General features: G+C 56.3%; 21 protein-coding genes. 9 read left to right on the plus strand and 12 right to left on the minus strand.

What is annotated here, in order from left to right:
* Positions 1-19: 19 nt before the first annotated feature.
* From urtD to urtA, 4 genes are all read right to left on the minus strand, one after another.
* On the minus strand, positions 20-799 hold the full coding sequence (gene urtD, locus H6G53_RS09535) for an urea ABC transporter ATP-binding protein UrtD (protein ID WP_099532335.1): 780 nt from the start codon (positions 797-799) through the stop codon (positions 20-22).
* The gene (urtC, locus tag H6G53_RS09540) at positions 796-1,965 is read right to left on the minus strand and encodes an urea ABC transporter permease subunit UrtC (RefSeq protein ID WP_099532336.1); all 1,170 of its coding nucleotides are present in this window, start codon (positions 1,963-1,965) and stop codon (positions 796-798) included. Before urtC ends, urtD begins: the two co-directional genes overlap by 4 nt.
* A 159-nt stretch (positions 1,966-2,124) precedes the next feature.
* Positions 2,125-3,273, minus strand: coding sequence for a branched-chain amino acid ABC transporter permease (locus tag H6G53_RS09545; RefSeq protein WP_190532341.1), 1,149 nt, complete (start codon positions 3,271-3,273; stop codon positions 2,125-2,127).
* 170 nt (positions 3,274-3,443) lie between these two features.
* Positions 3,444-4,766: an urea ABC transporter substrate-binding protein gene (urtA, locus tag H6G53_RS09550; RefSeq protein WP_190532343.1), complete on the minus strand. Its 1,323-nt coding sequence runs from the start codon at positions 4,764-4,766 to the stop codon at positions 3,444-3,446.
* 395 nt (positions 4,767-5,161) lie between these two features.
* Between urtA and H6G53_RS09555 the strand changes: the two genes are divergently transcribed.
* Entirely contained in the window at positions 5,162-6,748 is a 1,587-nt protein-coding gene (locus H6G53_RS09555) for an iron uptake porin (protein WP_099532339.1), read from the plus strand.
* A 231-nt stretch (positions 6,749-6,979) separates the two neighbouring features.
* Here the strand turns inward: H6G53_RS09555 and H6G53_RS09560 are convergent, their stop codons facing one another.
* Together H6G53_RS09560 and H6G53_RS09565 are read right to left on the minus strand one after the other, a co-directional pair.
* Positions 6,980-7,474: a DUF4168 domain-containing protein gene (locus tag H6G53_RS09560; RefSeq protein WP_190532346.1), complete on the minus strand. Its 495-nt coding sequence runs from the start codon at positions 7,472-7,474 to the stop codon at positions 6,980-6,982.
* An 86-nt stretch (positions 7,475-7,560) separates the two neighbouring features.
* Positions 7,561-8,133 carry a pentapeptide repeat-containing protein gene (locus tag H6G53_RS09565; protein WP_190532349.1) on the minus strand — a complete coding sequence of 191 codons (573 nt, stop codon included), beginning with the start codon at positions 8,131-8,133 and terminating at the stop codon, positions 7,561-7,563.
* Positions 8,134-9,069: 936 nt separating this feature from the next.
* Here H6G53_RS09565 and H6G53_RS09570 point away from each other — a divergent pair.
* On the plus strand, positions 9,070-10,593 hold the full coding sequence (locus H6G53_RS09570; RefSeq protein ID WP_099532357.1) for a SagB/ThcOx family dehydrogenase: 1,524 nt from the start codon (positions 9,070-9,072) through the stop codon (positions 10,591-10,593).
* Between the two features lie 13 nt (positions 10,594-10,606).
* Here H6G53_RS09570 and H6G53_RS09575 read toward each other — a convergent pair whose 3' ends face one another.
* Complete coding sequence (locus H6G53_RS09575; protein WP_370567804.1) at positions 10,607-12,493, minus strand: ATP-binding protein; 1,887 nt, start codon at positions 12,491-12,493, stop codon at positions 10,607-10,609.
* A gap of 404 nt (positions 12,494-12,897) precedes the next feature.
* The gene (locus H6G53_RS09580) at positions 12,898-13,128 is read right to left on the minus strand and encodes a hypothetical protein (RefSeq protein ID WP_099532358.1); all 231 of its coding nucleotides are present in this window, start codon (positions 13,126-13,128) and stop codon (positions 12,898-12,900) included.
* A 591-nt stretch (positions 13,129-13,719) separates the two neighbouring features.
* Here H6G53_RS09580 and hemE point away from each other — a divergent pair.
* Together hemE and H6G53_RS09590 are read left to right on the plus strand one after the other, a co-directional pair.
* Positions 13,720-14,784, plus strand: a complete 1,065-nt coding sequence (gene hemE, locus H6G53_RS09585; RefSeq protein WP_099532343.1) for a uroporphyrinogen decarboxylase — start codon at positions 13,720-13,722, stop codon at positions 14,782-14,784.
* Positions 14,785-15,318: 534 nt separating this feature from the next.
* Positions 15,319-15,627, plus strand: coding sequence for a DUF5132 domain-containing protein (locus H6G53_RS09590; RefSeq protein ID WP_199309193.1), 309 nt, complete (start codon positions 15,319-15,321; stop codon positions 15,625-15,627).
* A 184-nt stretch (positions 15,628-15,811) separates the two neighbouring features.
* Here H6G53_RS09590 and H6G53_RS09595 read toward each other — a convergent pair whose 3' ends face one another.
* The 4 genes from H6G53_RS09595 to H6G53_RS09610 form a co-directional block, all read right to left on the minus strand.
* Positions 15,812-16,144, minus strand: coding sequence for a hypothetical protein (locus H6G53_RS09595; RefSeq protein ID WP_099532344.1), 333 nt, complete (start codon positions 16,142-16,144; stop codon positions 15,812-15,814).
* A gap of 107 nt (positions 16,145-16,251) precedes the next feature.
* Positions 16,252-18,522 carry a heavy metal translocating P-type ATPase gene (locus tag H6G53_RS09600; RefSeq protein WP_199309194.1) on the minus strand — a complete coding sequence of 757 codons (2,271 nt, stop codon included), beginning with the start codon at positions 18,520-18,522 and terminating at the stop codon, positions 16,252-16,254.
* A 28-nt stretch (positions 18,523-18,550) separates the two neighbouring features.
* Entirely contained in the window at positions 18,551-19,423 is an 873-nt protein-coding gene (locus tag H6G53_RS09605) for an HMA2 domain-containing protein (RefSeq protein ID WP_199291489.1), read from the minus strand.
* 541 nt (positions 19,424-19,964) lie between these two features.
* Positions 19,965-20,111, minus strand: a complete 147-nt coding sequence (locus H6G53_RS09610) for a hypothetical protein (protein WP_158234361.1) — start codon at positions 20,109-20,111, stop codon at positions 19,965-19,967.
* Between H6G53_RS09610 and H6G53_RS09615 the strand changes: the two genes are divergently transcribed.
* The 5 genes from H6G53_RS09615 (at position 20,110) to H6G53_RS09635 (ending at position 24,813) form a co-directional block, all read left to right on the plus strand.
* On the plus strand, positions 20,110-20,739 hold the full coding sequence (locus H6G53_RS09615) for a FeoB small GTPase domain-containing protein (protein WP_099532346.1): 630 nt from the start codon (positions 20,110-20,112) through the stop codon (positions 20,737-20,739). The two genes, H6G53_RS09610 and H6G53_RS09615, sit on opposite strands and share 2 nt — an antisense overlap.
* Positions 20,740-20,807: 68 nt before the next feature.
* Positions 20,808-22,262 (plus strand): ferrous iron transporter B, encoded by a 1,455-nt coding sequence (locus tag H6G53_RS09620; protein WP_099532347.1) that lies wholly within the window; start codon positions 20,808-20,810, stop codon positions 22,260-22,262.
* A gap of 197 nt (positions 22,263-22,459) precedes the next feature.
* Entirely contained in the window at positions 22,460-22,699 is a 240-nt protein-coding gene (locus H6G53_RS09625; protein WP_099534029.1) for a FeoA family protein, read from the plus strand.
* Positions 22,700-22,863: 164 nt separating this feature from the next.
* A complete protein-coding gene (locus H6G53_RS09630) occupies positions 22,864-23,829 on the plus strand; it encodes an NAD(P)-dependent oxidoreductase (protein ID WP_190532352.1) in 966 nt (321 codons plus the stop codon).
* Between the two features lie 42 nt (positions 23,830-23,871).
* Entirely contained in the window at positions 23,872-24,813 is a 942-nt protein-coding gene (locus H6G53_RS09635) for a peptidoglycan-binding protein (protein ID WP_190532355.1), read from the plus strand.
* Positions 24,814-24,859: the final 46 nt, after the last annotated feature.

The following is a 24,859-nucleotide window of genomic DNA, read 5'->3' on the forward strand; positions in this document are numbered from 1 at the left end:
AGGGGCAATTGCCAGATCCCTAGTCCTCGTCTTCTTTGCCCAAATAGACTTCAATCACCCGTTCATCGCTTTGCACTTCATCCATCGTGCCTTCAAACAGCAATGATCCCTCATGTAAAACCGTCACTGTACGGGCAATTTGCCGCACAAATTCCATATCATGCTCAATCACAATGATCGAATGAACTTCTGCCAAAGAAATCAATAATTCTCCCAGTTGGTAGGTTTCTTCATCGGTTAAACCGGCCGCCGGTTCATCCACCAACAAAAGATCGGGCGATTGAGCAACCAACATGCCAATTTCTAGCCGTTGTTTTTCCCCATGGGAGAGCAGGGCCGCCGGTAATTGGGCTTTGCTGGTGAGTCCTAGGGTTTCCAAGAGCTGGGCAACGGACTGTCGTTCCGATCGCAGGGGTTTCCGAAACAAACTATGGAGCACGCCTTTTTGGGGATTGCCCGACAGTTCCAAATTTTGGGCCACGGTCAAGTTTTGATAAACCCGAGGCGTTTGGAATTTGCGACCAATACCCAAGCGCGCAATTTCGTATTCACTGCGCCCTTTGAGACTGCGGCCCTTAAACAACACATCCCCTTGGGTGGGCTTGACCTTGCCCGTGATTGTGTCCAAAAACGTGGTTTTTCCTGCACCGTTGGGCCCAATCACCACCCGCAATTCGCCGGGGGCCATGCTGAAGGTTAGGTTATTCAGGGCCTTGAATCCATCAAAGTTGACGGTCAGGTTTTGAATGGCGAGGATTGGCTGAGCCGCCGCCGTCGGCAGATCCAAAGAATGGGTCATGATTTATCCTGCAATTCTTCGCGCTCAAATTGAACTTCGGGATCGGTTTCCAAGCTGGGATAGGTAGCAACCGGCTGGGGCGATCGACCGATCAATCGGTTGATTAAATCCATGCCAGAGGTCTTGAGCCAACCAACAATGCCGTCGGGCAACACCATCACCACCAGTAGGAACAAGCCCCCTTGGAAAAAGAGCCAAATTGCTGAGAATTGTTCACTCAAAAGGCTTTTGGCAAAGTTCACCAACACCGCTCCCACAATTGCGCCCAGGAGCGTGGCACGCCCGCCGACGGCCACCCAAATCACCATCTCGATCGAGAAGGGAATATCCATGGTTTTGGGCGACACAATTCCCGATTGCAGGGTAAATAATGCCCCTGCCAACCCCGCCAGGGCCGCAGAAACCGCAAACACCACCACCTTAAAACCCGTGGGGTTGTAGCCAGAAAAACGCACCCGAGGTTCATCATCCCGAATGGCGATCAGGAGTCGCCCAAAGCGGCCAGAAATGAGCCAACGACAGACTAAATAGGCAACCACCAATCCACCAACCGTGATGAAATAGATGATTTTTTGGGTTCCTGGGGATGAAATATCAAAGCCCAGAAATTGCCCAAAATTGGTCAACCCATTGGTACCGTTAATTAACTTTTGCTGACCATTGAAAAAGTTGAAGAAAACAATGGTCGCCGCCTGGGTCAGAATGGAGAAATAAACGCCTCGAATTCGGTTCCGAAACACCAAATAGCCCAGAATACTAGCGGCAACCATGGGAACGGCAACCATGCCAACCAAAGTTACCGGAAAGTTATAGAACGGTTGCCAAAACCAAGGTAGTTCCGTCACCCCATACAGGGACATAAATTCTGGCAATTTCACCGTGGCATCGGGCGGAATTTGTACTAGCTTCAGGTGCATGGCCAAGGCATAGCCACCCAGGGTAAAAAACACCCCATGCCCCAAGCTCAACAGACCCGTATAGCCCCAGATCAGGTCAATGCCCAAGGCCACGATCGCCAAGGATAGATAGCGACCCAGAAGGTTCAGGCGAAAATCCGACAGCAACAGTGGGATCAAAAGCGCCACAATGAGGAGAACAATGGCTGCCCAATCCTCCGAACTGAGGGGAATTGATCGCTGTTTTCGGGTTGAAGGTAAAGATCCCATACTCACATCCCGCAATGAGGATTGTCGTTAGCAATTGCTGCAATTCTCGAATTGGAATTTGAGAATCGAAACTGAAGAATCGAAACTAAAGAATCAAAGCTGGCAAAACGCACAATCTGGAGAAATGGATAAGCCGCAAAACATTTCCCAGATTGCTGTTTAGGACTCGACCGTCCGTCCCTTTTGGGGGAAAAGACCGCCTGGACGCACTTGCAAAAAGACGATGATGGCGGCAAAAACCATCACCTTAGCCATGCTGGCGGTGGCAAAGAAGTTGAAGAACTCCGCAAGGGGTGGAATCTTCTCGAACACAGCGGCCAGGGTTCCGGAACCAATCAGGAAACTCGCAGTACCAATGGCCAACGCGGCGACGATCGAGCCAACCAGTTTGCCAACACCACCCACCACCACCACCATGAAGGTATCAACGATGTAGTTTTGGCCGGTGTTGGGCCCCACGGAACCCAACAGGGCGATCGCGCTGCCCGCAATTCCCGCCAGCCCGGAACCGAGGGCAAAGGTCAAGGAATCGACGGTGTTGGTGGCAATGCCCAAGCAGGCGCTCATGCTGCGATTTTGGGTGACGGCACGGATGCGCAGGCCCCAGAGCGATCGATTCAGGAACCAATACAGGCCAAAGAGGCAAAGAATCGTTAGGGCAATGATGAACAATCGGGTGGAAGGTAATTGCGAATCCCCGATCGGAATCCCGCCCCGCAACCACCGGGGAGCCGTCACGTCCACGTTTTGGGCTCCGAACCAGGGCTTGGTGACCGTTAACTTAAATTGTTGAGCTAACAGGCTGCCCACGGCGAGCGAAATCCCCGCTGAAACCGGCAACAAAATGCTCAGGGCCTGGGTTTTGATGGCCACCCAATTGGTGCGTTTACCCAACAGCCCCCAAGCCCCAAAAAAGAGTGCACAAAACAGCACCAGCCCGATCGCCATCACCCAATTAATGCTGCGCACAAACTGCTGCAACATCAGGCTCACCCCCCAGGTGGCCAACAGGGTTTCCAGAGGGCGACCGTAGAGAAATCGCACCACCCCCCGTTCCAAAATTACCCCCGCGATCGCTGTCACAATAAAAGCAGCAATCAGCGCTGGGAAAATATAAATTTCAAACGCCCCCTCTCCGAAGGATTTGAACAGATTCTGAACCAAAAACGTTGTGTAGGCTCCGAGCATCATCAGCTCGCCGTGGGCCATATTAATCACACCCATTAGCCCAAACACAATCGCCAGGCCTAATGCTGCAATGAGCAACACGGAGCCAATGCTAATTCCGCTAAAAATGGCATCAAGCATCTCAAGAACTGGGTTGAGTGTGCGGGTGAAATAAACCTCATTACCGTAGTCCTTCAACAACAAAGGGGCAGTGACGACTTGGCCGACTGCCCCTTGGCTGCTGTAGAACCGATGCCTATGCAGTGGCTATTGCCCGCCAAGCATCATCAGGGTTACAAAGATCAAATGGCTTAGATCTTGTACTTGCCGCCCTTCTTCGAATCCGACCAGTCGCAAGCGAAGCCCTTGGTTTCAGCCACAAATTGGTTCCAGGGCACCGGCTCGATCGCCTTATCCGTTGAAAACACGACCTTGAATTGACCGCTCTTTTCAATTTCGCCAATCCGCACCACCTTCGACAGGTGATGGTTAGCGTTCATGGTCACCATGCCTTCTGGGGCATCGAAGGTTTGGCCATAGGCAGCCGCCCGCACTTTTTCCAGGTCATCGGCGGTCTTCGCCTTTTCGACGGCTTGCTTCCACAGATAAACAGCAATGTAGGCCGCTTCCATGGGGTCATTCGTAACGCGATCGGGGCCATATTTAGCCTTGAATGCATCCACGAATTTCTTGTTCGCCGGAGAATCCACCGACATGAAATAGTTCCAAGCGGCGTAGTGGCCTTCCAGGTATTCCACCCCGATCGCTTTCACTTCTTCTTCCGCAATACTCACGGACATTGAAGGATATTTGTCAGGGCCCAAACCAGCCCCTTGCAACTGCTTGAAGAATGCAACATTACTGTCACCATTCAAGGAGTTGAAGATTACACCACCGTTGGGTAGAGCGCTGCGAATCTTGGTGATGATGGGCGTAACTTCCGTGCCGCCCAGGGGAATGTAATCCTCACCAACAACTTTGCCGCCCAGCTTTTCCACTTGGGCTTTGATGATCGTGTTGGCAGTTCTCGGGAAAACGTAGTCAGAACCGACCAGGAAGAATTCTTTACCTTTGTTTTTGAACAGCCACTCAACGGCCGGTTCAATCTGTTGGTTCGGCGCAGCGCCCGTGTAGAAGATGTTTTGGGAACATTCCTGCCCCTCATACTGCACGGGATACCAAAGCATGTGCTTCTTCTCCTCGAAGACCGGCAGCACTGCCTTGCGGCTGGCAGAAGTCCAGCAGCCAAAAATGGTGACCACCTTGTCTTGGTCAATCAGCTTCTTCGCCTTTTCTGCGAAGGTGGGCCAATCAGAGGCTCCATCTTCCACAACCGGCTCGATTTGCTTGCCCAGGACACCGCCGGCCTTGTTGATCTCTTCGATCGCCAGCAGTTCAGCATCAATCACGCTCTTTTCACTGATCGCCATCGTGCCGCTCTGGGAATGCAGAACGCCGACTTTGATCGTGTCACCACTAGCAGCAGGGGATCCGGCGGGGCTAGCCCCGGGGCTAGGGCTGCCCGGCGATGGAGCGCTTTCCGGGGCTTGGCCACAGGCCTTGAGTAAAACACTGGCACTCAGGGCAGCGGAGCCGTAAAACAGAAATTTACGGCGATTAAATTGACCGGACATTGTATTGTTTTACACTCCTCAGCTTTGCGTAAAAATCAGTTACAAACCCCGCTTATTGCCTGGATAAAGGACTCAAAAAAGCCCTGGCTTGTCCCGATTTTAGCGTCATCCTAGGGCGCTGAAATATAGGTCGTTGTATCTGAAGATACAGAATTTTTTTTCCTGTTTTTCTGAAAGTCCTGACGGGGGCGAGTTTCAACGGGGGCCATCATCACAGATTCTGATTGTTGTCATTCGATAATTTGGATATTGTGCTGTTTTGAAAAAAACGTTATAACCGATACTTAACCAAATCCTCACTGATTATTTACTATCAGGATCAGCTTGTTCGCCGTTGTTTACAAGGGTGATGAGCTGAGTGAGGATTTACTAAAGTTTTGGTGTGAGGATAGATCGTGTTGAAAAGTCGCTATGGAATCCTGATGGCCGCCTTGGCCATTTCGGGTGGGGCAATGTTGGGCACGGCCGATCGCGCGGCTGCTGAAAGTCCGGTTGGGGTGAACGCCTCCACGGAAGCGACGCTGCTCGGGTCGATCGACTCGGAAATGGCGCTGGATCAAGTCACTTCCGTTTCGCAACTGTCGGATGTACAGCCCACCGATTGGGCATTCCAGGCATTGCAGTCCCTGGTGGAGCGCTACGGCTGTATTGCGGGTTATCCCGATGGCACGTTCAAGGGCAACCGCCCCCTCAGCCGCTACGAGTTCGCCGCTGGTTTGAATGCTTGCCTCGATCGGATCAATGACCTGATCAAGGCCGCCACAGACCCGCTGGCCACCAAGGAAGATTTGCGGAAGCTGCAAAAGCTGCAAGAAGAATTTGCCGCTGAGTTGGCAGCCCTGCGCGGCCGGGTTGATTCCCTGGAAGCACGCACCTCAGAACTGGAAGCCAACCAGTTTTCAACCACCACCAAGCTGTCCGGTCAGGTGATCTTCGGAATGCAGGGTGGCACGCTCACGGGCGACGACAGCGACGATAGTGGCGCAGAAAACGTCACCTTCAGCCAACGGACGCGGTTGCTGTTGGTCACGAGCTTCACCGGCAAGGACAAGCTGTTCACCCGTTTGGAATCCAACAGCGTTCGCAGCCCCCTGAACGATGTGACGGGGCTAACCAACCTCAGCTACGGCAACGGTTCCGATACGAACTTCCGCCTGACCTTCTTGGCCTATGAGTTCCCCCTGAGCGATCGCGCTACGGCGATCGTGGGTCAAGATTTGCTGCTCGAAGATGCCCACCCGGTTCACACCCCCCTCTATGGCGGCGGCAATGGAGCCATTAGCGCTTTTGCCGACTTGAACCCGATCTATCGCCAGCCCACCTACGGTGGTGCGGGGATTCGTTGGCGGGCTAGCGACAACTTCACGGTGGCCGCGCTCTACTCGGCCGGCAACTCCGCCAGCCCCGATGAGGGTCGCGGTTTGTTTGACGGTAGCTACAGCGCCAGCGTCAGCTTGAACTACACCAGCTCAGACGATCGCTTCTCGGCCGGTCTGCTTTACGCCCACTCCTACTACTCTCGGGTCGATCGCCCCTTCAACGTCCTGGGCGGCTCGGGCACGAAGAACACCTTCAACTTGTTCAAGGGTGACTCCTTCGACAGCGACAACATTGGCTTCCAAACCCAATACCGCTTCTCGGAGCACTTCGGAATGCACGGCTTCTTCGGCTACACCTGGGCCGACAGCCTGAACAACGATGATGCAAATGCTGACATCCTGACCTGGGGTGTGGGCTTCACCTTCCCCGACCTGGGCAAGGAAGGCAGCATGGGCGCACTGACGGTGGGTCAACCGCCGACGGTGGTGAATGCCGACGGCGTTGATGAAGACGACAACACGCCGATTCTGGTGGAAGCGATGTACAAGTTCGCCCTCAACGACAACATCTACCTGACTCCGGGTGTGGTGGCCGTGTTTGATGCCAACGACAACGGTGATACGGCTGTGATGGGCGTACTGCGCACCGAGTTCAAGTTCTAGAACTGGCCGGAATCGTTGCTGCCACTGCCAGGCCTGCCGATGGCGTGATCAGGTGTGGTTGCAATCCGGACAGGCCGGGAGGTTCAAGGCAATCGGTCTCTATGGATGGGTTGCCTTGATGCCAAATCTCAACTAAAAGCGTTTTCTCAATCCGATACCAAATTGAGCACCCCGCGATCACTAACGCCGGGGTGCTTTTTGCTGTGTCGGGATGTCTTTTGTTGCAAACAGTTAGGGCTGCGACGGAGCCTGTAGCTTCACCAACTCCTCTTGGATCCGTTGGCGCAGGGCAGGATCGATCGCGTGGGTTTGGGTCATTTGATTAAACTGGGCGATCGAGAGGCCCGTTCCCTCAATGATGCCCTTGGTTTGATTGCAGAAAGAAACGGCAATTTCCCGCGCCTCCCGCGACAGCGACTTCACCGTATCGCCCTGAGAGCAAATCACCACCGGTAAGGGCCGATCGCCCATGACGGTTTTCAGTTGGCTGGCCGCGGCCTGGCGCACCGGCTCGATCGCCAACACCGCATCGGCATATTGGGCGATCGCCGCAGTTCCCGACGACTGGGTTTGGGCCTGCGCTTGCCAAGCCCCGAACATCCCCAAGCCCAATACCCCCAAAGACAGCCAGCCCCCAGAACGCAATCCCAGCTTTCGGGGCGATCGACCCTCTTTTGGAGTCACCGTTGCTTGTTCATCAATGCGATTGCGCTGTTCTTGTGCCATAGCCCCATCCACGCTTTCCGAGCATCAACCGCCATTGTAGGGTCGAGTTGAATTTCCCCGTCAATCCGGAGCGCTGTCTAATCTAACTAATCCAAAGACTGCTGACCGGTTGGCGATTGGCGCTCATTTTCCATGGCCCGGTAACCATCGGGGAGCAGGGTTGTGTGGTCATAAAAGGCTTGGGAAAGATCCGGATCCTTCGCCCGAAACAGATTAGCCCGCTGGAGCTTGGCCCCTTCCAAATGCGCTGACTTGAGGTTGGCACTGGTCAAATCGGCCCCTCGCAAATCCGCCTCCCGCAGATCGGCACTATATAGATCGGCCCCACAGAGATTGGCATGACGCAAATCAGCCGATCGCAGGTTGGCATAGCGAAAGTTGCTGCGCACACATTGGGACTCCTGCAAGTTCGCACCCGCCAAGTTGGCCTGATAGAGCTGAGCATTTCCCAACTCCATTCGTTGTCCCTGAACTTGCGCCAGTTGCGCTTGGCTCAAGTTGGCATAGGGCAGGTAGGCCATGACCAAACAGCTCTGTTGCAGATCAATGTCTGGTAACGAGGCTTCAAACAGATCCACTCCCTGAAGATCACTTTTTTGAAAATTGCGTTGACCTTGCTGATATGCAGATTGGAGTTCTGCTGCGGTCAGTTTTTGCATACCATCGACGACGATACAACAGGCTCCCGAGCGACGGCGGGAGCGACGGTGACAGGTCAGTTTCTGCTCAATTTCTGCCCAAAGTGGTGGCGGGAGCTTATTCTACTGCCGGGGTAAACCCTTGGGGTGATTGCTGACTGGGCAAATTTTGGGCTGCATTCCTAAACCATCGACGAAAGCTTAATTAACTAATACTGGCTGGATATTGGCTGAATATTGGCTGACTGTAGGTCTCAGGAAGAAGTCAGAATTTTTCTAAAATTCAACCGTTTTCTATCAGAATTTTTCGGATATTTTTGCAGACCTAAGATTTTTTTTAGATTCAATTTCTGGGGTTACTGTCTTTCCAGTCCATGATCAGGTATCAATTTTGTCAGTTTGTGAATTTGCTTCTCCAGCAATCCCAGCGGAGATCGGGAGGTTGCATTAGAAAATAATCGAGAAAATTATAAACCAGGAAAACACATTTAAAATTGCCAAAAAATAATTAATCTCACAGACATCATGATCCCTCGATCGCTTTGAAGACTCCTAGGCTTCCTGGGAGATCTGCGCTCCAGCAGTGGTACAAATTGCGAACTGGGGCCATCGGCCAAGGCCACATTCCCAAGGACAGGAGCGTCTGCATGGGCTGGCGATGGAAGTGGGATCAGCAGCCAATTCAGCATTGAATAGAGGGCAAATTTATTAATCAAAAATAATTATCATTTGATTTAAAAAAATCATCATTAAGCCATTTTCAAAAATTCTCCCAGGCGGCCACACCCTTGACTCGGAATGGGGGGATGTACCTCACGGCGCTGATGGTTGATCTTGCTCCCGTGGTGGGACGATCGGGGGTGTAATTGGGCGATGATGTTTACCGCGAGTGGATTGATTTGTCCCCGTTGTTGTTGGATATTGATTGCGCGATCGTTCCTCGTTCAATTGGAAGCCATGCCCGAGGTAGAGTTGTCTATCGCTCAGTACTATCACGAGCGCACTAAGTATGATCCTGAAACGATCGAGCGTCAATCTCGACCGCTGAATTGGGACGATCGCCCGGAACTATACAAGGACTATCGATTTGGCACAGTGCTGGATCTCAAGCCCAGCGCGATCGATGTTTTAGACAGCCCGATCGCGACCTGGTGGCGGCGACTGTCCAAGTTGCTCTATTGCGCCTATGGGATCACGGCTCGGCTGCCGCAAATGGGCGTGGCGCTCCGTTCGGCTCCTTCGGCGGGGGGGCTGTATCCAGCGGAGGTTTATCTGTTGTCGCCGGGCAATGGCCCCTTGGCGGCGGGGCTATATCACTACCAAGTGAAAACCCATGGTTTGGTGCAGGTGTGGGACAGTGCCCTTTGGCCTGACCTGCAAGCGGCCTGCTTTCAGCACCCTGCGTTAACCGACGCTTCCTTGGCCTTGGTCACCACGGCGGTTTTTCAGCGCTCGGCGTGGCGTTATGGCGATCGAGCCTATCGCCGCATTTGTCTGGATACGGGGCATTTGTTGGCCAATGCCACGCTGGCCAGCTCCCTAGTGGACTATCAGGCCACGCTGATCGGTGGTTTTGATGATGAGCAACTGGAACGGCTGCTGTTTCTGGAACCCGAGCAAGAGGGCGTGACGGCGGTGGTGGCCCTCACCGAAGGAACCGGGCCCGATCGCCCGCACCTGTCCGCCCCCAGCGCCCTGCCCTCCCGGGCCGATCGCGCCTATCCTGATTTGCCCGATGGTCAACTACTGCGCTACCTACACCAGGCCACGCGAATCACGTCCCAATCCGCCGCGATCGATCCGAGCTTGCTCACCCAGGACAACCGTTTGGTCGCCGCCGACAAGTACAATCTGCCCTTTGGTCTCAAAGCCCCGATCGCCGCGCCGCCCATCCATTGGGGTCAGCAGCTTCAGGAGTTGGAGCGCACCATCTTGCACCGTCGCTCAACCCGGGCCTACAGCGGTGACAGCCTCAGCCTCAGTGACCTATCCAGCATCCTGACCTTCGCCTACCATCCCCGCGATTACGCCGATCAGGGTCTCGATCCTGACCCGGACTATTTCGACCCCTATTTGATCAACAGCTTCGTGGCGGTGTCCGATGTGGAGGGTCTCGAAGCCGGTTGCTACTACTACGCTCCCCAGGCCAACGAGTTACGGCAAATTCGCTTCAAAAATTTCCGAGAAGAGTTGCACTTCCTCTGCTTGGGCCAGGAACTGGGGCGAGATGCGGCGGCGGTAGTGTTCCAAACGGCAGACCTAGACGCGGCGATCGAGCGCTATGGCGATCGCGCCTATCGCTACTTACATCTAGACAGCGGCCACCTGGGCCAGCGGCTGAACTTGGCGGCCATCCGCCTGGGGTTAGGGGCCAGCGGCATCGCCGGATTCTTTGACAACCAAGTGAACGAGGTGTTGGGCATTCCCCCGGCCGAAGCGGTTTTGTATATCACCACCCTCGGTCGAATCCGTCGTCGCTAGCGGGCGATCGCCCCTAGGTCTCCACCAATCGCATCACCGGTTCCTGATACAGGGGAACCGTGAAGGTCACCGTGGAACCCAGCCCTTCACCCAGGCTGTAGAAGTTCATATCACCCCCCATCGCCTCCACCAGTCGCCGGGAAATTACCAGCCCTAACCCCGTGCCCCCATAGCGTCGGGTGCGGGCCCCATCCACCTGGCTGAAGGATTGGAACAGCCGGTCTTGTTTATCGAGCGAGACCCCAATGCCCGTGTCGGCCACCCGAATTCGCACAAATCCCGGTAGCTCGCGATTTTGCACCACCACCGGTTGCCAAATCAGGTCAGCGCTGACGGTGATGCCGCCTTCGTGGGTGAACTTAATGGCGTTGCCAATTAGATTCAGCAACACCTGAAGCAACCGTTGATCGTCCCCATACATCAACACATCGTCGTGGGTATCCGGGAGCTGCAAGTCATAGCGCAAGCCCTTTTGCTGAATTTGGGCCAAGGTGAAGTCCGAAGCATGGCGACAGAGTTCCCGCAGGTTCACCGGCACCAGGTGCAATTCCAGGCGATCGGCCTCAATGCGGGCAATGTCCAAAATGTCGTTCAGGATATTCAGCAGGTGAACGGCGCTGTTGTAGGCCTCCTGCAAAAAGTCCTGCTGCTCTTCGGGATCATCCACCATCCCATCCAAAATCAGCTTCAGAAAGCCAATCACCCCGTTCAGGGGCGTGCGAATTTCGTGGGATGTGTTGGCCAAGAATTCACTCTTAAGCCGCGAGACCTCCTCCGCCTGTTCGCGGGCTTCCTCTAGTTCCTGCTGCTTTTGAATCAGGTGAATGTTTTTCTCTTGCAGCTCGTGGGTCAGGGCTTGGCTTTCCGCAAAGAGGGTGGCATGGGCGATCGCCGTGCCCACTTGGTCGGCCAACTCTCGCATCAGTTCCGCTTCGGCCGTCGTCCAGTGGCGGGTGCGATCGTACTGATAGAGCGCAATCAGTCCGTTCACCTTGCCCTGGTGACGAGCCGCCACAATAATTGCCGACTGATTCCCGAAGGGATCTTGGTTTAGCCGATCCATCACCACGGGTTCCAGGCTAATCAGCGCCTCCCCCATCGGTGTGTCATGGGCCACGGAGAGATCAGCGCCCAGCATGGGATGGGGACTGGGGCTGCGGGTATGTTCCGCCACGACTCGCACCACCCCCTCCTGGGGGCCCGGGTAGGCACAAACAACGGCCCGACAAACACTGAGGGCTTGGACGAGGCCACAAACCGTTTGTTGCCAAATGGTGTCGAGATCGAGCGTTTTGCGAATGTTGCGCGCAATCTTGGTCAAGAGAATTTGATAGAGAGCCGAACTGAGGGGCAGGGTGCGCCGAATGCTGGTGGCAATTTTGCTCAGGAGCTTTTGATGAGCATCCAGGGCAGAAGGGAGATTCGCCGGAGTCATTGGCTCGTGCGATCGCGTTGAAATCGATCGCCCCATGACCAACACCCGATCGGCTCGCCCATCGTCCCCCAGCATCGGACTGAGCACTAAATCAAAAGTACGCGACTGATTCGCCCAGGCCAGGCGACAAGTTAAACGTTCTGGAGCACCCTGCAAGATGACCCGGTTCAAAATCTCAAAATACTCAGGCAGGCTGATTGGCCCAAAGAGGGGTTCTTCGGGCGGAGCCGCGCAAATGAGTTGGGAATCGAGGCCCACGGCGGCGGCTTCTCGCCAGTGGAAAGCTCGATAGTGACCCTCGTTGTCTTGGATGTAGGCCAACTCGGCCCCCAAGTGCTGAAGCGCGAGGGGTTCATCAATGGTCATGCCCGATCGCCCTGGCTTCGCGGTTGCTTCCGGCAGACTGGATTCAGGCGCACCAGATTCGGGCGCAACCCCTCCCGACGGCACAGAATCAGATGGCACAGAGCCAGACACGACGGATCCCGATCTGACGGATCCCGAGGCGATCGATCCCGGTGCGGTCGATTCTGAGGGAACGCTAACCGGAGATGAACCCACACCAAGAGACCCAAGCGGCGCTGGATATGTCGTCAGATCCCGATGATCACCAGGGCGATGCGGGAGGACAGTCGGATCCATGGCGGAGTTGTCCGGGGAGGTCAACGTAGATGGCAAAAAATCCGAAGACGAAGGGGATCCAGACATTACGCGCTCGCTTACAGGGCCATAACCGCTCAATAACCTCAGTGGTAACATCTCTGAGCTTCAATCCTGAGGCCCAGTTCACCACAATTTCCGCGATTCAACACAACTGGCAACGCAATCTAAGAACACAAGCTCAGGGAACACAAGCTAAGGCCGATCGGCTAATCGTTCCATTCGCCACGGGGCGGCACAACGGGATTGCGCGGCAACAACCGCGAGAGGTCATCCTCGCGGGCTGGGCCACCCCGCAACCATTGGCGCACGGCGGCTTCGATAATTTTGCTTGGGTCGTCGGTCAGGTGATTGACTCGATCGAGCAAGTCCGGATCGAGACGAATCGAAAGCTCAACTTTTTCGCGTTCCGGGCGGGGGCTGGCGGCGCGATCGCCCATGGTGGAGGGTTCCATGTGTTTGGTGGGGGGTTAGATAAGGCTAACGGTCAGACTCGGCATGGAGGGGGGATTGCCAGCAGCATAGCGGATTGATTACCCGCCGTCCTAGCATTTTTGAGCGCTGGATTTTCTCAGCGCTAGATTTTCCGGCTTTGTGGCAGATGCACCTGTGCCTTTGCCCCATTGCCCACGGTTCATCTAATTGTCCGGATTAAGAATCCTCCCAGAAGGGATCGCCATCCATGCAGATAGCTCAATGAGTTTTATCTTTATTTTACCTGGTTGAGATTTGACCGGGGCGGATGTAGTTTGGCTAGGTTATTGGCACAATTGCGAGAGTCGCTTGAGTGGCGCATGATTCTTGGAGCAATCCGATTCGAGTGGTCTCGAAATTTGGGTCCCGGAATTTTTCCTGGCTCAAATCTCCATCCCATGACTGCTTAAATCTCCGTCCCATGACTGCCTAAATTGCGGCCCGAAAATCGTTGCAAACCGTTACGAAGCAAGAGAGTCGCCCTTGCTCGCACGGGTGGTAAGCTGTCAAAGCACTCGATTTAACAAACCGGTTTTTGTAAGAAGGAAGCGGCGACGATGACCAGCGCAAACGATACGCCTTATTTGTTGCGAGCGCTGCGGGGCGAAGAACTGCCTCGCCCGCCCGTGTGGATGATGCGCCAAGCAGGGCGTTACATGAAGGTTTATCGGGATTTGCGCGAAAAATATCCGTCCTTCCGCGATCGCTCGGAAATTGCTGACTTGGCGATCGAAATTTCCCTGCAACCCTTCCGCGCCTTCCAACCCGATGGCGTGATCATGTTTTCGGACATTCTCACGCCCCTGACCGGGATCGGCATCCCCTTCGACATCATCGAAAGCCGCGGCCCCGTGATTGAGTCGCCAATTCGGACGATGGAGCAAGTCCAGGCCCTGACTCGCCTCGATCCCGATGCGGCCATGCCCTACATCCGCACCATCTTGACCACCCTTCGCCAAGAAGTGGGCAACAAGGCGGCCGTATTGGGCTTTGTGGGCGCGCCCTGGACATTGGCGGCCTACGCGATCGAGGGCAAAAGCTCCAAAGAATATGCCGTGATTAAGCGGATGGCCTTCTCGGAGCCAGCCGTGCTGCACGCTTTCCTCGAAAAGCTGTCGGACATGGTGGCAGATTACATGTGTCACCAAATCGATTGCGGCGCACAAATGGTGCAAATGTTCGACTCCTGGGCGGGTCAACTGTCGCCCCAGGATTACGACACCTTTGCCCTGCCCTACCAACAACGGGCCTTCAAGAAGGTGCGCGATCGCTACCCCGATGTGCCCCTGGTGCTTTACATCAGCGGCAGCGCCGGCATTCTGGAACGGATGGGCCAATCGGGCGCAAATGTGGTCAGCGTTGATTGGACGGTGGATATGGCCGATGCGCGTCGTCGCCTGGGCCCGGACATCATGGTGCAAGGGAATATTGATCCCGGCGTGCTGTTTGGCTCCAAGGCATTCATCCGCGATCGAATCATCGACACGATCAACAAGGCCGGCCGCAAGGGTCACGTCCTGAACCTGGGCCATGGCATTCTGTCCACCACCCCGGAAGAAAACGCCGCCTTCTTCTTTGAAACGGCGAAGAACGCTGACAAGCTGTTGGTGGGCGCACGGTAAGACCGTTCGGCCCTTCATTCGGCACAGCTTCAGTGCGTCGATAAAGAGCATCGATAAAGAGCATCAAAAGCGAGGGCGATCGGGAATCGATCGCCCTCGCTTTTTACGGCCGCGACGACCTGGAGCCAGCACCGCCAGGCGACCACCAACCCAAGTTTTCTCCTAGCTTTGGCTTTTCAGACATCCTCGGCATCCAATTTCTGGGTTCCTTGAGATTAGTTGGGAGACCCGTTGGGTGCTCAATTGGGAGATCCGTTGGCGTAAAAATTGACAGAAATTCTCTATAGGAATCTGGAATCATAAACGAATCACAGGACTGCTTTGGGTCATTTTTCAATCATTTTGCAGCCCAAAATTGCGATCACAATCCTCTAAAAAATATTCAATAAGCTGACTGATGTTGTCCTGAAATCTAGATTGTTTTAATCCAATCCTTTTGGAAAGACTTGATAGAATTAGGGCATGTATCGTCGGTGGCGAGTAACTCCCATGATGAATCTTGGCGAACTTCGTCTGAGATCGCGCATTATCGGTTTGGCTCAAGAACCTGCGGCTAAGGTGGCCTTGGCCGGTGTGGCAACGGTGGTGGTTGCCCCGATTATTTTGCCTTTGTTGAAACCAGCGCTCAAAGCAGGGTTGAAAACCGGGGTTGTGTTGTTTGAAAAGACAAAAGCCGCGATCGCGGAAACCGGCGAAATGATCGCGGATATTGCGGCGGAGGCCCGGGCTGAAGCCCTCGCGGAAGCCCGGGTACCGCTGGGTTTAACGGCCAGTGCGCCCGGATCGGAGGTGACCCCGGCGTTGAATGCAACCTCGCCGGAAGAAGAACACCGACTGGTCTAATGGGAAGGGTGAGCGATCGGGCTGGATGCGCCAGCCGATCCACTCACTGCCCAATTCCGTCCCGATGTCATCAAACAATGAGCGCCCAATCATAAGCGCCCAATTGTGAACGCCCAGAAATGCAACACCCAGAAATAAGCCCCTTGGTGTTCCTGCCGAGTTCGATCGAGCGGTTAACGCTCTCCTAAGCGGCGTTGTTGGTTTGTGCTGTGCCCTGAACTGAATCCTGCTGAGAAGCCCCAATTGCCATTGCGCGGTTGGGGCGTTGGTTTTGGGCCGCGGGAGCCAGGCGCAGGGTGGGAGCGGGGGCCGTTTGTTGGGCTTGGGTAATCCAATCGCTCAGGGCGATCGGGCGTTGGCGCTGGTGCAAGGATTGCAGGAGCGATCGCACCACCACGGGCCCCACCAGGACGGCCCCCAACCCCAACAAGGCTGTCAAGTCCTGTTGACAGCCATCCTCAATCATTTCCTTGACATGAAAGGTGATCACGGATTTATCCAGATGAATCCAAGCCATGGGTCTGAAGGGGGTGAAGGGTTTGCAAATCGAGGCAGTGAACGCAGGTTGAACAACGAGGTGAACGCTGGGGTGAACAGGGGCGATCGGTGGGCGGGGAGGGAACGCTAGCGATCGCGGGGTCGCTCAAAAAAGTGGTGCTGAATCAGGGGGCGCAAACTATTGAGGCCGGCGGCGATCGCGGAGCCGTTGTGGATGGCGGTGGCGATCGGGGGGCTGAGGCCGCGGGTGGTGGCCAAGCCCAAAGCAATCAGGTTTGGCAGCACCACCAAGGCGGTGTTTTGTTCAATCAACCCTTGGGTTTGGCGGGCGATGGTCAACACCTCCAGCAAATCCAGCAAATGGTTATTCATCAACACCACATCGGCGGTTTCGCGGGCAATTTCCGACCCCTGCTCAAAGGAAATAGACACATCCGCATAGGCCAGGGCCACGGAATCGTTGAGGCCATCGCCCACAAAGGCCACGGTGCGCCCCGATCGCCGCAGGTCGCGAATGATGGTGGCTTTGCGATCGGGAAAGGCTTCCGCATAAACCCGGTCGGTTGGAATTTCCAGGGCCCGTGCCACCTGGGCCGCGCGGGCGGGCGTGTCGCCGGTCAGCAACCGCACATCCAATCCCAATTCCGTTTGCAGGGTTTGCACCAGGGCCGCGCTTTCGGGCCGTAGGGGGTCGGTGTAGCGCAGTTCGCCCATGAATCGGCCATCCACGGCCACATAGATCGAAGGCTGGGCGATCGAGGGTTGGCTGCTGGCCTGTTGATCCAGGGTGGTCAGCCATTCGCCCAAACCCGTCACACCCTGTTGGATTAAAAATCGCGCACTGCCCACCAGCACATCACCCGCCGCCAGTTGGGCCCGCACCCCCAGGCCCACTTCATAGTTCCATTCACCCCGATCGCTCAGGGTCAGGCCCCGATCGGCCGCTGCCCGCACGATCGCCTCGGCCACCGGATGGGTCAGCCGCTGTTCCGCCGAAGCGGCCAGTTGCAGGAGTTGATCAGGGGTGATGTCCGGTTGGGCGGGCAACACTTGCTCTAAAACAATGTCGCCCTGGGTGAGCGTGCCCGTTTTGTCGAACACCACCGTATCGATCGCCGCCAACTGCTCCAGGGTTCGCCCGCTGCGCACCAACACACCGTGACGGGTGGTGTGGTTCAAGGCTCCCAGGAACGCCGTGGGAATCGATAGCCGAATGCCGGTCACAAAGTCCAGGGTCAGAATGGCCGCCGCCCGAGCCGGATCGCGGGTGGCAATCAGCACCACCAGGGCCAAGATCAGGGCCGGGCCGATCGCCCTGTCAGCCAGCCGTTCGGCATAGTTGGCCATCCGAGTGTCATAGACCGGGGCCTGTTCCAGCAGGGCCAAGCTGGCGGCGGCACGGGTTTGGTTGCCCACCCGTTCGGCTCGCAGGTAAATTTGCCCCGATCGCACCAAGGTTGAAGCATGAACCCAGCGGCCGGCACTGGCGGCCACGGGCAAGGGTTCCCCGGTCAGGCTTTTTTCATCGATCGTGGCTTCACCGGACAGCACCGGCCCATCGGCGGGAATTTGCTCACCGGGATAAACCACCACCAAATCGCCCACCTGGAGCTGGTCACTGGGAATTCGTTGGGGCGGCCCGTCGTTCATTTTCACCCAAGCAAACCGCCCGATCGCATCGGACAAATTAGCCGTTCGCAGGGCCGTGGCCCGTGCGGTGCGATCGCGAATCGCATCCCCCAAGGCGTGCAAAGTCAAGACCAAGGACGGAACCACCAAAGATCCACCGCTGCTGCTGAGGCCGATCGCCAACAGATCCATGCAGTCAATGTTCAAGCGGCGATCAACCGTCACGCTTTGCCAGGCCCGCTGGGCCACGGGCCAAACGGCCCGCAACAGGGCCACCGTCGCCAACACCCGCAACGGCAACAGGGGCCGCCACCGGGCCAACCCCGCCAGAGCCAAGGCCGTCAAGGTTTGGGACAAGGAGGCTTCTTCCTCTTCTTCATCCTCCGCCGTTTCCGTCGGGGCCCCGACCGTGGCAGGAGCTGGCGGTTCTGGGGCCGGTTGCAACAGCAGGGCCCGATCGGGCCAAGCCAGGGCCAGCCAGTCATCCAAGCGCAATCGCAGGCCGGCCATTGGTAATTGGCGATCGTGATACACAATCGTCACCGAAGCGGCCGCCCGCACCACCCGCACCGCCGCCACGTCCGATCGCGCCGCCAGGGCCGTTTCCAACCGTTCCACCGCCAGGGCCGAAGACCGCGCCGGCCACCAACGCACCCGCACCCGGCCCGGCTGCCAATGGACTAATTCCCAATGGGTCCAGGCCGCCGGTCGTTCCCAGCGCCAGGTGCGATCGTCCGCCACGGTCTGCCCCATGTTTGCCATTGCCATGCCCTTTTCGCTGAAATCCTGATGGTGGCTAATCCTGGTTGGCGCGATTCAACACCTGCAACAATCGCAACCCCAACTCCAAATCCGAGAGGCCCGTGGAGTCGTATTGAATTGCCAAGGAGGCCGCCGCCTGATTGATCCGCGTGCCCAACACGATCGGCTCATCCTTCAGCAGGGTTTCCAGCCGCTTGCCATAGGCTCGATCAGTGCGGAGGCGATCGATCCGCAACCGAATCCGCCCCGGCACGGAATGGACGATCGTGCAATCTTCGCAACCCAAACCAACGCCCAAATTATTGCCCAGTTCAGTGAGGGAAATGGGACTCGTCTGGGCAGCGGCGGTGGATTGGTTGCTGGGGGCCGGCGCTGCGGTCACCGTGGCCAAAGCCGCCCCCGCCGTCACCATCGCCAACGTGCCCGCCGAGCTGTTGGCCTGCTGTTTGAAGTACAGAATGACTTGGCGCACCACCGCCGCGATCGCCAGATTGGTCAACAGGGCCCGCGAACCGCGCAGTTGAAACCGGGTTGTGACAAACAAGCCCGCCAACACCGGCAAAATCGTCGTAATTTCTCCGTATTCCTGCAACCATTGCCCCAATTGGGCAGACAGGGTGAGGTTGCTTAACGCAGAGTCAGGGCCCGGCTCGATCGCGCCGGATGGGGTGGATTGCGCCAACGCACCCGTTGCCGTTTCGGCCAGATCAGAATCAGAGTTCACAGGTTGGGATTGAGGAGGGGCAGAGGAAGCATTGATCACCAGCCGATCGGACTCGGGGGGCTGCTCCTGGAAAGCTGGGGCGATTGGAGAGACCTCAGCGGCCGAGTCCAACCCTGAATTAGCCAACGGTTGCGGCTCAGGGGTTACGGATGGCTCGCGATCGGGGTTTGAGGAATGACTCATGGCTTTAGTTCCCCATGACAAGGATGGGGGGCACAAACAATCCCAGCCAGTGGCCCACGACCCAGCGGGACAAACCCCCAGGGGCGCGGTGACTTCAAGGATCTTAGGGGAAAAGCTTTTGGAGGGACAGAACTGTCCAAACTCATTAGCAGTGTAAGTGCAATAGACGGATATTTTCAATAAAATTGCTGATTTTTCTTAATAGAGTGGCATGGCTCTCGGGAGGCTAATTGCCAAAATTACAGAATTTGACCCTCCATGGTTTGTTGGCAATGGGTGAAAGTTCCACTATTCCCAATACCCACCCAATCGCTGCAATTATTGAAAATTCTGAATTTCTTGAGCTTGCTGATTTCGGTTTGCACTTTCTAGATCGGCCCGGCCACTTCCCAAATTTCGGCACAGATCAGGGCCGATCGCTCCGCCCCAGCACCGGTTCTCTAGACTCTAAATTGCTCAAGAAGTACAATCAGGATTATTGAGAAAGTCTTGCAGATTTTCAGTAAGCTATCCTGCCACTCCTAAAATGAGGGCGACCGTCTCAAAATGCTCTCAGTCCGGGGCTGGCGTTGGCATTGGCTGCTTGCAGGTGTTTGAGCACTTGGGTTTGAGCACTTTGGGATAGCGTCTTGAAATAGCGTCTGCAAATTACGTTGCCCGGCAAGATTGCCAGGGAGAGTTGGGTCATGGATTGTCATCAGTGCCATCAAAACAACGGGAGTTGTGGGTCCAAGCGATCGCTGCGGTGGTTGCCCTTTGGCGAAAACTTCAACCGGCCCCCGATCGAACCCAGTGGGCCACAAGTTGCCCTGGTGGGAATGCCGAATGTGGGCAAATCCGTCCTATTCCATGCCCTGACTGGCACTTACGTCACGGTGTCTAACTATCCCGGCACAACGGTGGAAGTGACGCGCGGGGCCATGACCCTGGACGATCGCGCCGTCAGTGTGATTGATACACCGGGAATGTATTCCCTGTTGCCGATTAGCGAAGAAGAACGGGTGGCCCGAGATTTGCTGATGTCGGAACCCTTTGGGGCGATCGTCCATGTGCTGGATGCCAAGAATTTGGGGCGGATGTTGGCGCTAACGGTGCAGTTGCTAGAAGCAGAGCTGCCCGTGATTGTGGCGGTGAACATGATGGACGAGGCCCAGCGTTGGGGCCTGACCATCGATCGGGAAGCCCTGATTGAAGAATTGGGCGTGCCGGTGGTGTTGATGGCGGCGGCCCGCAACTGGGGCGTGGATCAATTGCGAGAAACCCTGGCCGATCGCCTAGCCAGCACCCCAGCCCCAGTCTTGGCCGCGGTGGGCTAGGACGTGCCATCGCTGAACGATTGCTGAACTATCAAGGCCGCCCAGGAGCAGGCCAATAGAAAACAGAAATGAGTCTAACAATCCAATATTTAGAGCCGATCGAAGTGGCGATCGCCCAAATTGAAACTTGGTGGCGATCGGGCTGGGGTCAAGACTTTGCCGATCGCCACTTGTCATCCCGCAGCTTTGCCCTGTTGTTGCTGCAAAAAGACCCCAATTTGTGGGAGCAATTACCGGGCGATCGACAACAGGATCTAGAGCAATTAATTGCCACGACCCAAGCCCAACTCAGCCGACCGATTTCGCTGGAAATTGCCCAGGCACGCCAAGGATTTGCCCAGGCGATCGAACAAAACACCTTAGCGGAACCGAACCCCAGCCAGCGCCGTTGGGGCGAGCGGATCCATAAGCTAACGGTGAACCCCATTTCGGGTTTTCCCATTTTGGTATTGGTGCTCTATTGGGGGGTTTATAAATTCGTTGGGGAATTCGGAGCCGGGGAACTGGTCGATCGGATTGAAACCTTCTTTGAGGAACAAATTAACCCCGTTGTGAACCATGTCACGGAGCAAGTAATTCCCTGGCCCGCCTTGCAGGATCTCTTTGCCCATGACTACGGGATTATTACCCTCGGAATTCGCTACGCCACGGCGATTGTACTGCCGGTGGTGGCGACCTATTTTCTAATGTTTTCCCTGCTAGAAGATAGCGGCTATTTGCCTCGGTTATCCCTGATGCTCGATCGACTGTTTAAGGCGATCGGCCTCTCGGGCCGAGCTGTTATCCCGATCGTTTTGGGGCTGGGATGTGACACCATGGCCACGATCGTTACTCGCACCCTGGAAACCAAGCGGGAACGACTGATCGCCACTTTTTTGCTGTCCTTGGCTATTCCCTGTGCAGCCCAATGGGGTGTGATTTTGGGACTCCTGGCCCAGCGCCCGGCGGCTTTGGTCACCTGGGCTGGGTTGATCGTGGGCATTTTCCTGCTGGCCGGCTTCTTAATTGATAAATTCCTGCCCGGTTCTGCGGCTCAGTTTTATATTGAACTGCCCCCTCTGCGCCTGCCCAAAATCCGCAACGTGATCACCAAAACTTGGGTGCGGATGAAGTGGTATTTCTGGGAAGTATTGCCGCTGTTCATTTGGGCTTCGGCCATTATTTGGGTGGGTCGCCTAACGGGAATTTTTGATTGGCTAATTAGCGGCATTGAGCCGATCGCTCTAGGTTTGGGTTTGCCCAAAGAAACCGCACCTATTTTGCTCTATGGGTTCTTCCGGCGGGACTATGGCGCTGCGGGTTTGTTTGATTTGCAGCAGGGCGGTCAGCTCACGGGCGATCAACTGCTGATTGCAGCAGTGGTGCTGACTCTGTTTTTGCCTTGCATTGCCCAATTGCAGATGATCATCAAGGAGCGGGGTGTCAAAACTGCCCTGTTGATGGTGTCATTTATTTTCCCCTTCGCTTTGGCAGTTGGCTATGTTTTGAATTGGGGGCTAAATCTGTTTCATATTGTGCTCTAGGGCAGTGATTTTTGAACGCTGGGTATAGGGGGCTATCGTCCAATCCCCGAGGCTTGCATCCTGCCACTGCAAGATCTCGGGGGACAAGGGACTTAAGCCCCTTGTCTGGGACAATTAGGCTAGGAAAAATCAACCCTTTTAACCCTGAGCAATCCTATTCGTCCTAGCCCGTTTTTTACCTCTGGAGACTGATTGCCATGAATGCGTTGTCCACGATTCGATCGAGCGATCCCCATTGGATTGCCCATTTGGAAACCCAGGATGATGCCATGCTCCGCAAGCTCACGGCGCTGGGCATTTTGCCGGGAAATCAAATTGCGATCGAGCAGCGGTTTCCGTCCTATATCGTCAGCATTGGTCGCACCCGAGCCGCCCTCGATCGGGAAACGGTGCAATGCATTTTTGTGACTCGGGAACAACATCCAACCGCCATTTAAACCGCCATTTAAGTTGATTACCCCCGTCGCACCCTAGCAACCTCGTGGCCCTTCCATTCGCCTCATCGGTTGGTGTTGCCATCTAGATCACAAGCACGCCGGTTTGTTAAGATTGCCCGGCTGCACTCAGACAAGCCAATCGGGGCGGGGAGCAACCAAGCCATATGGGGCCGATTTTGATCACGGGGGCGAGCGGCTGTGTGGGCCACTATTTGGTCGATCGCCTGTTGCAATTGACCGATCGCCCCCTGTGGTTGTTGGTGCGCAGTCCCCAAAAATTGCAATTTGATTGGCAAAATCACCCGCAAATTGAGGTGCTGGCGGGCGATTTGCGCGAGCTTGATCGCTTTGTCGATCGCCTGAAGCAGGTGCAAACGGCGATCCTGGCGGCGACTTGTTGGGGCGGGCCGGAAACCTTTGCGGTGAACGTGGGTCAAAACCAAGCGCTGATGGATGGGCTGGATCCCGATCGCTGCGATCAGATTCTGTATTTCTCCACGGCCAGCGTCTTGGGGCGGGATGGGCATTTGCTTTCGGAAGCCCTGCAACTCGGCACGGACTACATTCGCAGCAAGGCCGAATGCACCCAGCAATTGACCGATCGCCCGCTAGCCGATCGCATCACCGCCATCTATCCGACGATCGTCTTGGGGGGCGATCGCGATAAACCCTACTCAGAACCCACCAAAGGCCTGCCGGAAGCCCTGCGCTACATCAGCTTGATCCGGCGGCTGAAGGTGGATGGCAGCTTTCACTTTGTCCATGCGGCGGATATTGCCCGGGTGGTGGCCCACTTGGCCCTCAATCCACCGTCGGAACCCGGGCCGCGCCATTTTGTGTTGGGTCAGCCGGCCCTGACCGCTAATGAATTGGTGGATATTGCTTCCACGGTGCTGAAGGGGCGACCAGCGCGGCTGAAAATTCCCCTGTCGGTGGGCTTGGCCGATCGGCTAATTGACTGGTTCAACATCCAGATGGGCCCCTGGGATCGGTTCTGCATGGCCTACCGGCACTTTACCTATGACCAAATTTGGTCGCCGGCCAGCTTTGGCCTGGAAACGGCCTATCCCACCCTGGCGGACATTTTGCGCCAGTACGGCCGGCCAGAAGTCAGCGGAGCCAAGCGGTAATTGGCATCCCGTTTCGCCATCGGATTAAATCAAGGCATGGAGTTGAAATATCGCGGTCTGGCCTATCAACGCCCGGCCCCCAGCATTGCCCAGGACAATCCCGATCGCCCCTCGATGTCCCCATCCAGGGTCAGCGATTCCGTGACGATCGGCCCATATCTCGGCAAATACCGGGGCTGTGAGTTTGTGCTGCAAGCGGGGCGATCGATGCTGGCGGCAGGGTTGGCGGCTTGGCCCTGGCCCCGATCGGTGGTGTTGAAATATCGCGGCTTGGCCTACGGGCCCGGCGCAGATCGCCCCTTGCCGCCGGACGCAACACCCACCAGCGCCCAGCCCAACGCCACCCACAGCGCCAATCACGCCGTTGATCGCCTGGCCAAAACCATTAGCCGCGATCGCCAAGCAACTCCCGCGCGTCCTTTGCCGGCCGATCCTTGGCCCCAAGGGCAAGCGCCCCCCAGCCGATCGACCCTCTATCCCGGTCAGCGGGGTGATCGCGTGGCCGTTCTGCAAGCCGCCCTCCAACGTCAGGGCCTGTTGCGCGCGCCCTATCAACCGGGGTATTACGGCCCTCTGACCGATCGAGCCGTTCGCAAATTACAGCGGGCCTGGGGCGTGCCGATCACCGGCATTGCCGATGCCAGGGTTTGGCGTTGGGTAGAAGGCAACCCCCAACGGCCCAGCCCACCCCCCAGACCAACCGTTGCGCCGATCCGGCCCGATCAGCCCCTGCAAACGGGCGATCGGGGGCCTTGGGTGGCCGAACTGCAAGCCCGGCTCCGCTGCCGAGGCTACTTTGACCACCGAATCACCGGCCACTTTGACGCAACCACCGCCACCGCCCTGCATCAGTTCCAGGGCGATCGGGGTTTGGCCCCCACTGGCCAGGCCGATGCCACCACCTGGGCCGCCCTGGCCCAGCGCAACCCAGCCACGAACACCACCGCGCGATCGATAGCCCTGCACCCACAACCGCTAGGCTAGGGTTCAGGATTTCCAAACCGACCGATCGGCCCCTGGGGCTGGTTGC

This window comes from Limnothrix sp. FACHB-406 (assembly GCF_014698235.1).
Taxonomy (GTDB): Bacteria; Cyanobacteriota; Cyanobacteriia; order CACIAM-69d; family CACIAM-69d; genus CACIAM-69d.

Bases quoted from the DNA above. Each gene is read 5' to 3' on its own strand.
- H6G53_RS09595 (WP_099532344.1), bottom strand. From the start codon at position 16,144: ATGGCTTGGATTCATCTGGATAAATCCGTGATCACCTTTCATGTCAAG.
- H6G53_RS09565 (WP_190532349.1), bottom strand. From the start codon at position 8,133: ATGCAAAAACTGACCGCAGCAGAACTCCAATCTGCATATCAGCAAGGT.
- H6G53_RS09605 (WP_199291489.1), bottom strand. From the start codon at position 19,423: ATGAGTCATTCCTCAAACCCCGATCGCGAGCCATCCGTAACCCCTGAG.
- urtD (WP_099532335.1), bottom strand. From the start codon at position 799: ATGACCCATTCTTTGGATCTGCCGACGGCGGCGGCTCAGCCAATCCTC.
- urtC (WP_099532336.1), bottom strand. From the start codon at position 1,965: ATGGGATCTTTACCTTCAACCCGAAAACAGCGATCAATTCCCCTCAGT.
- H6G53_RS09610 (WP_158234361.1), bottom strand. From the start codon at position 20,111: ATGACCCAACTCTCCCTGGCAATCTTGCCGGGCAACGTAATTTGCAGA.
- H6G53_RS09580 (WP_099532358.1), bottom strand. From the start codon at position 13,128: ATGGGCGATCGCGCCGCCAGCCCCCGCCCGGAACGCGAAAAAGTTGAG.
- H6G53_RS09570 (WP_099532357.1), top strand. From the start codon at position 9,070: ATGCCCGAGGTAGAGTTGTCTATCGCTCAGTACTATCACGAGCGCACT.
- H6G53_RS09560 (WP_190532346.1), bottom strand. From the start codon at position 7,474: ATGGCACAAGAACAGCGCAATCGCATTGATGAACAAGCAACGGTGACT.
- H6G53_RS09620 (WP_099532347.1), top strand. From the start codon at position 20,808: ATGAGTCTAACAATCCAATATTTAGAGCCGATCGAAGTGGCGATCGCC.
- H6G53_RS09615 (WP_099532346.1), top strand. From the start codon at position 20,110: ATGGATTGTCATCAGTGCCATCAAAACAACGGGAGTTGTGGGTCCAAG.
- H6G53_RS09625 (WP_099534029.1), top strand. From the start codon at position 22,460: ATGAATGCGTTGTCCACGATTCGATCGAGCGATCCCCATTGGATTGCC.
- H6G53_RS09630 (WP_190532352.1), top strand. From the start codon at position 22,864: ATGGGGCCGATTTTGATCACGGGGGCGAGCGGCTGTGTGGGCCACTAT.
- hemE (WP_099532343.1), top strand. From the start codon at position 13,720: ATGACCAGCGCAAACGATACGCCTTATTTGTTGCGAGCGCTGCGGGGC.
- urtA (WP_190532343.1), bottom strand. From the start codon at position 4,766: ATGTCCGGTCAATTTAATCGCCGTAAATTTCTGTTTTACGGCTCCGCT.
- H6G53_RS09600 (WP_199309194.1), bottom strand. From the start codon at position 18,522: ATGGCAATGGCAAACATGGGGCAGACCGTGGCGGACGATCGCACCTGG.
- H6G53_RS09545 (WP_190532341.1), bottom strand. From the start codon at position 3,273: ATGCTTGATGCCATTTTTAGCGGAATTAGCATTGGCTCCGTGTTGCTC.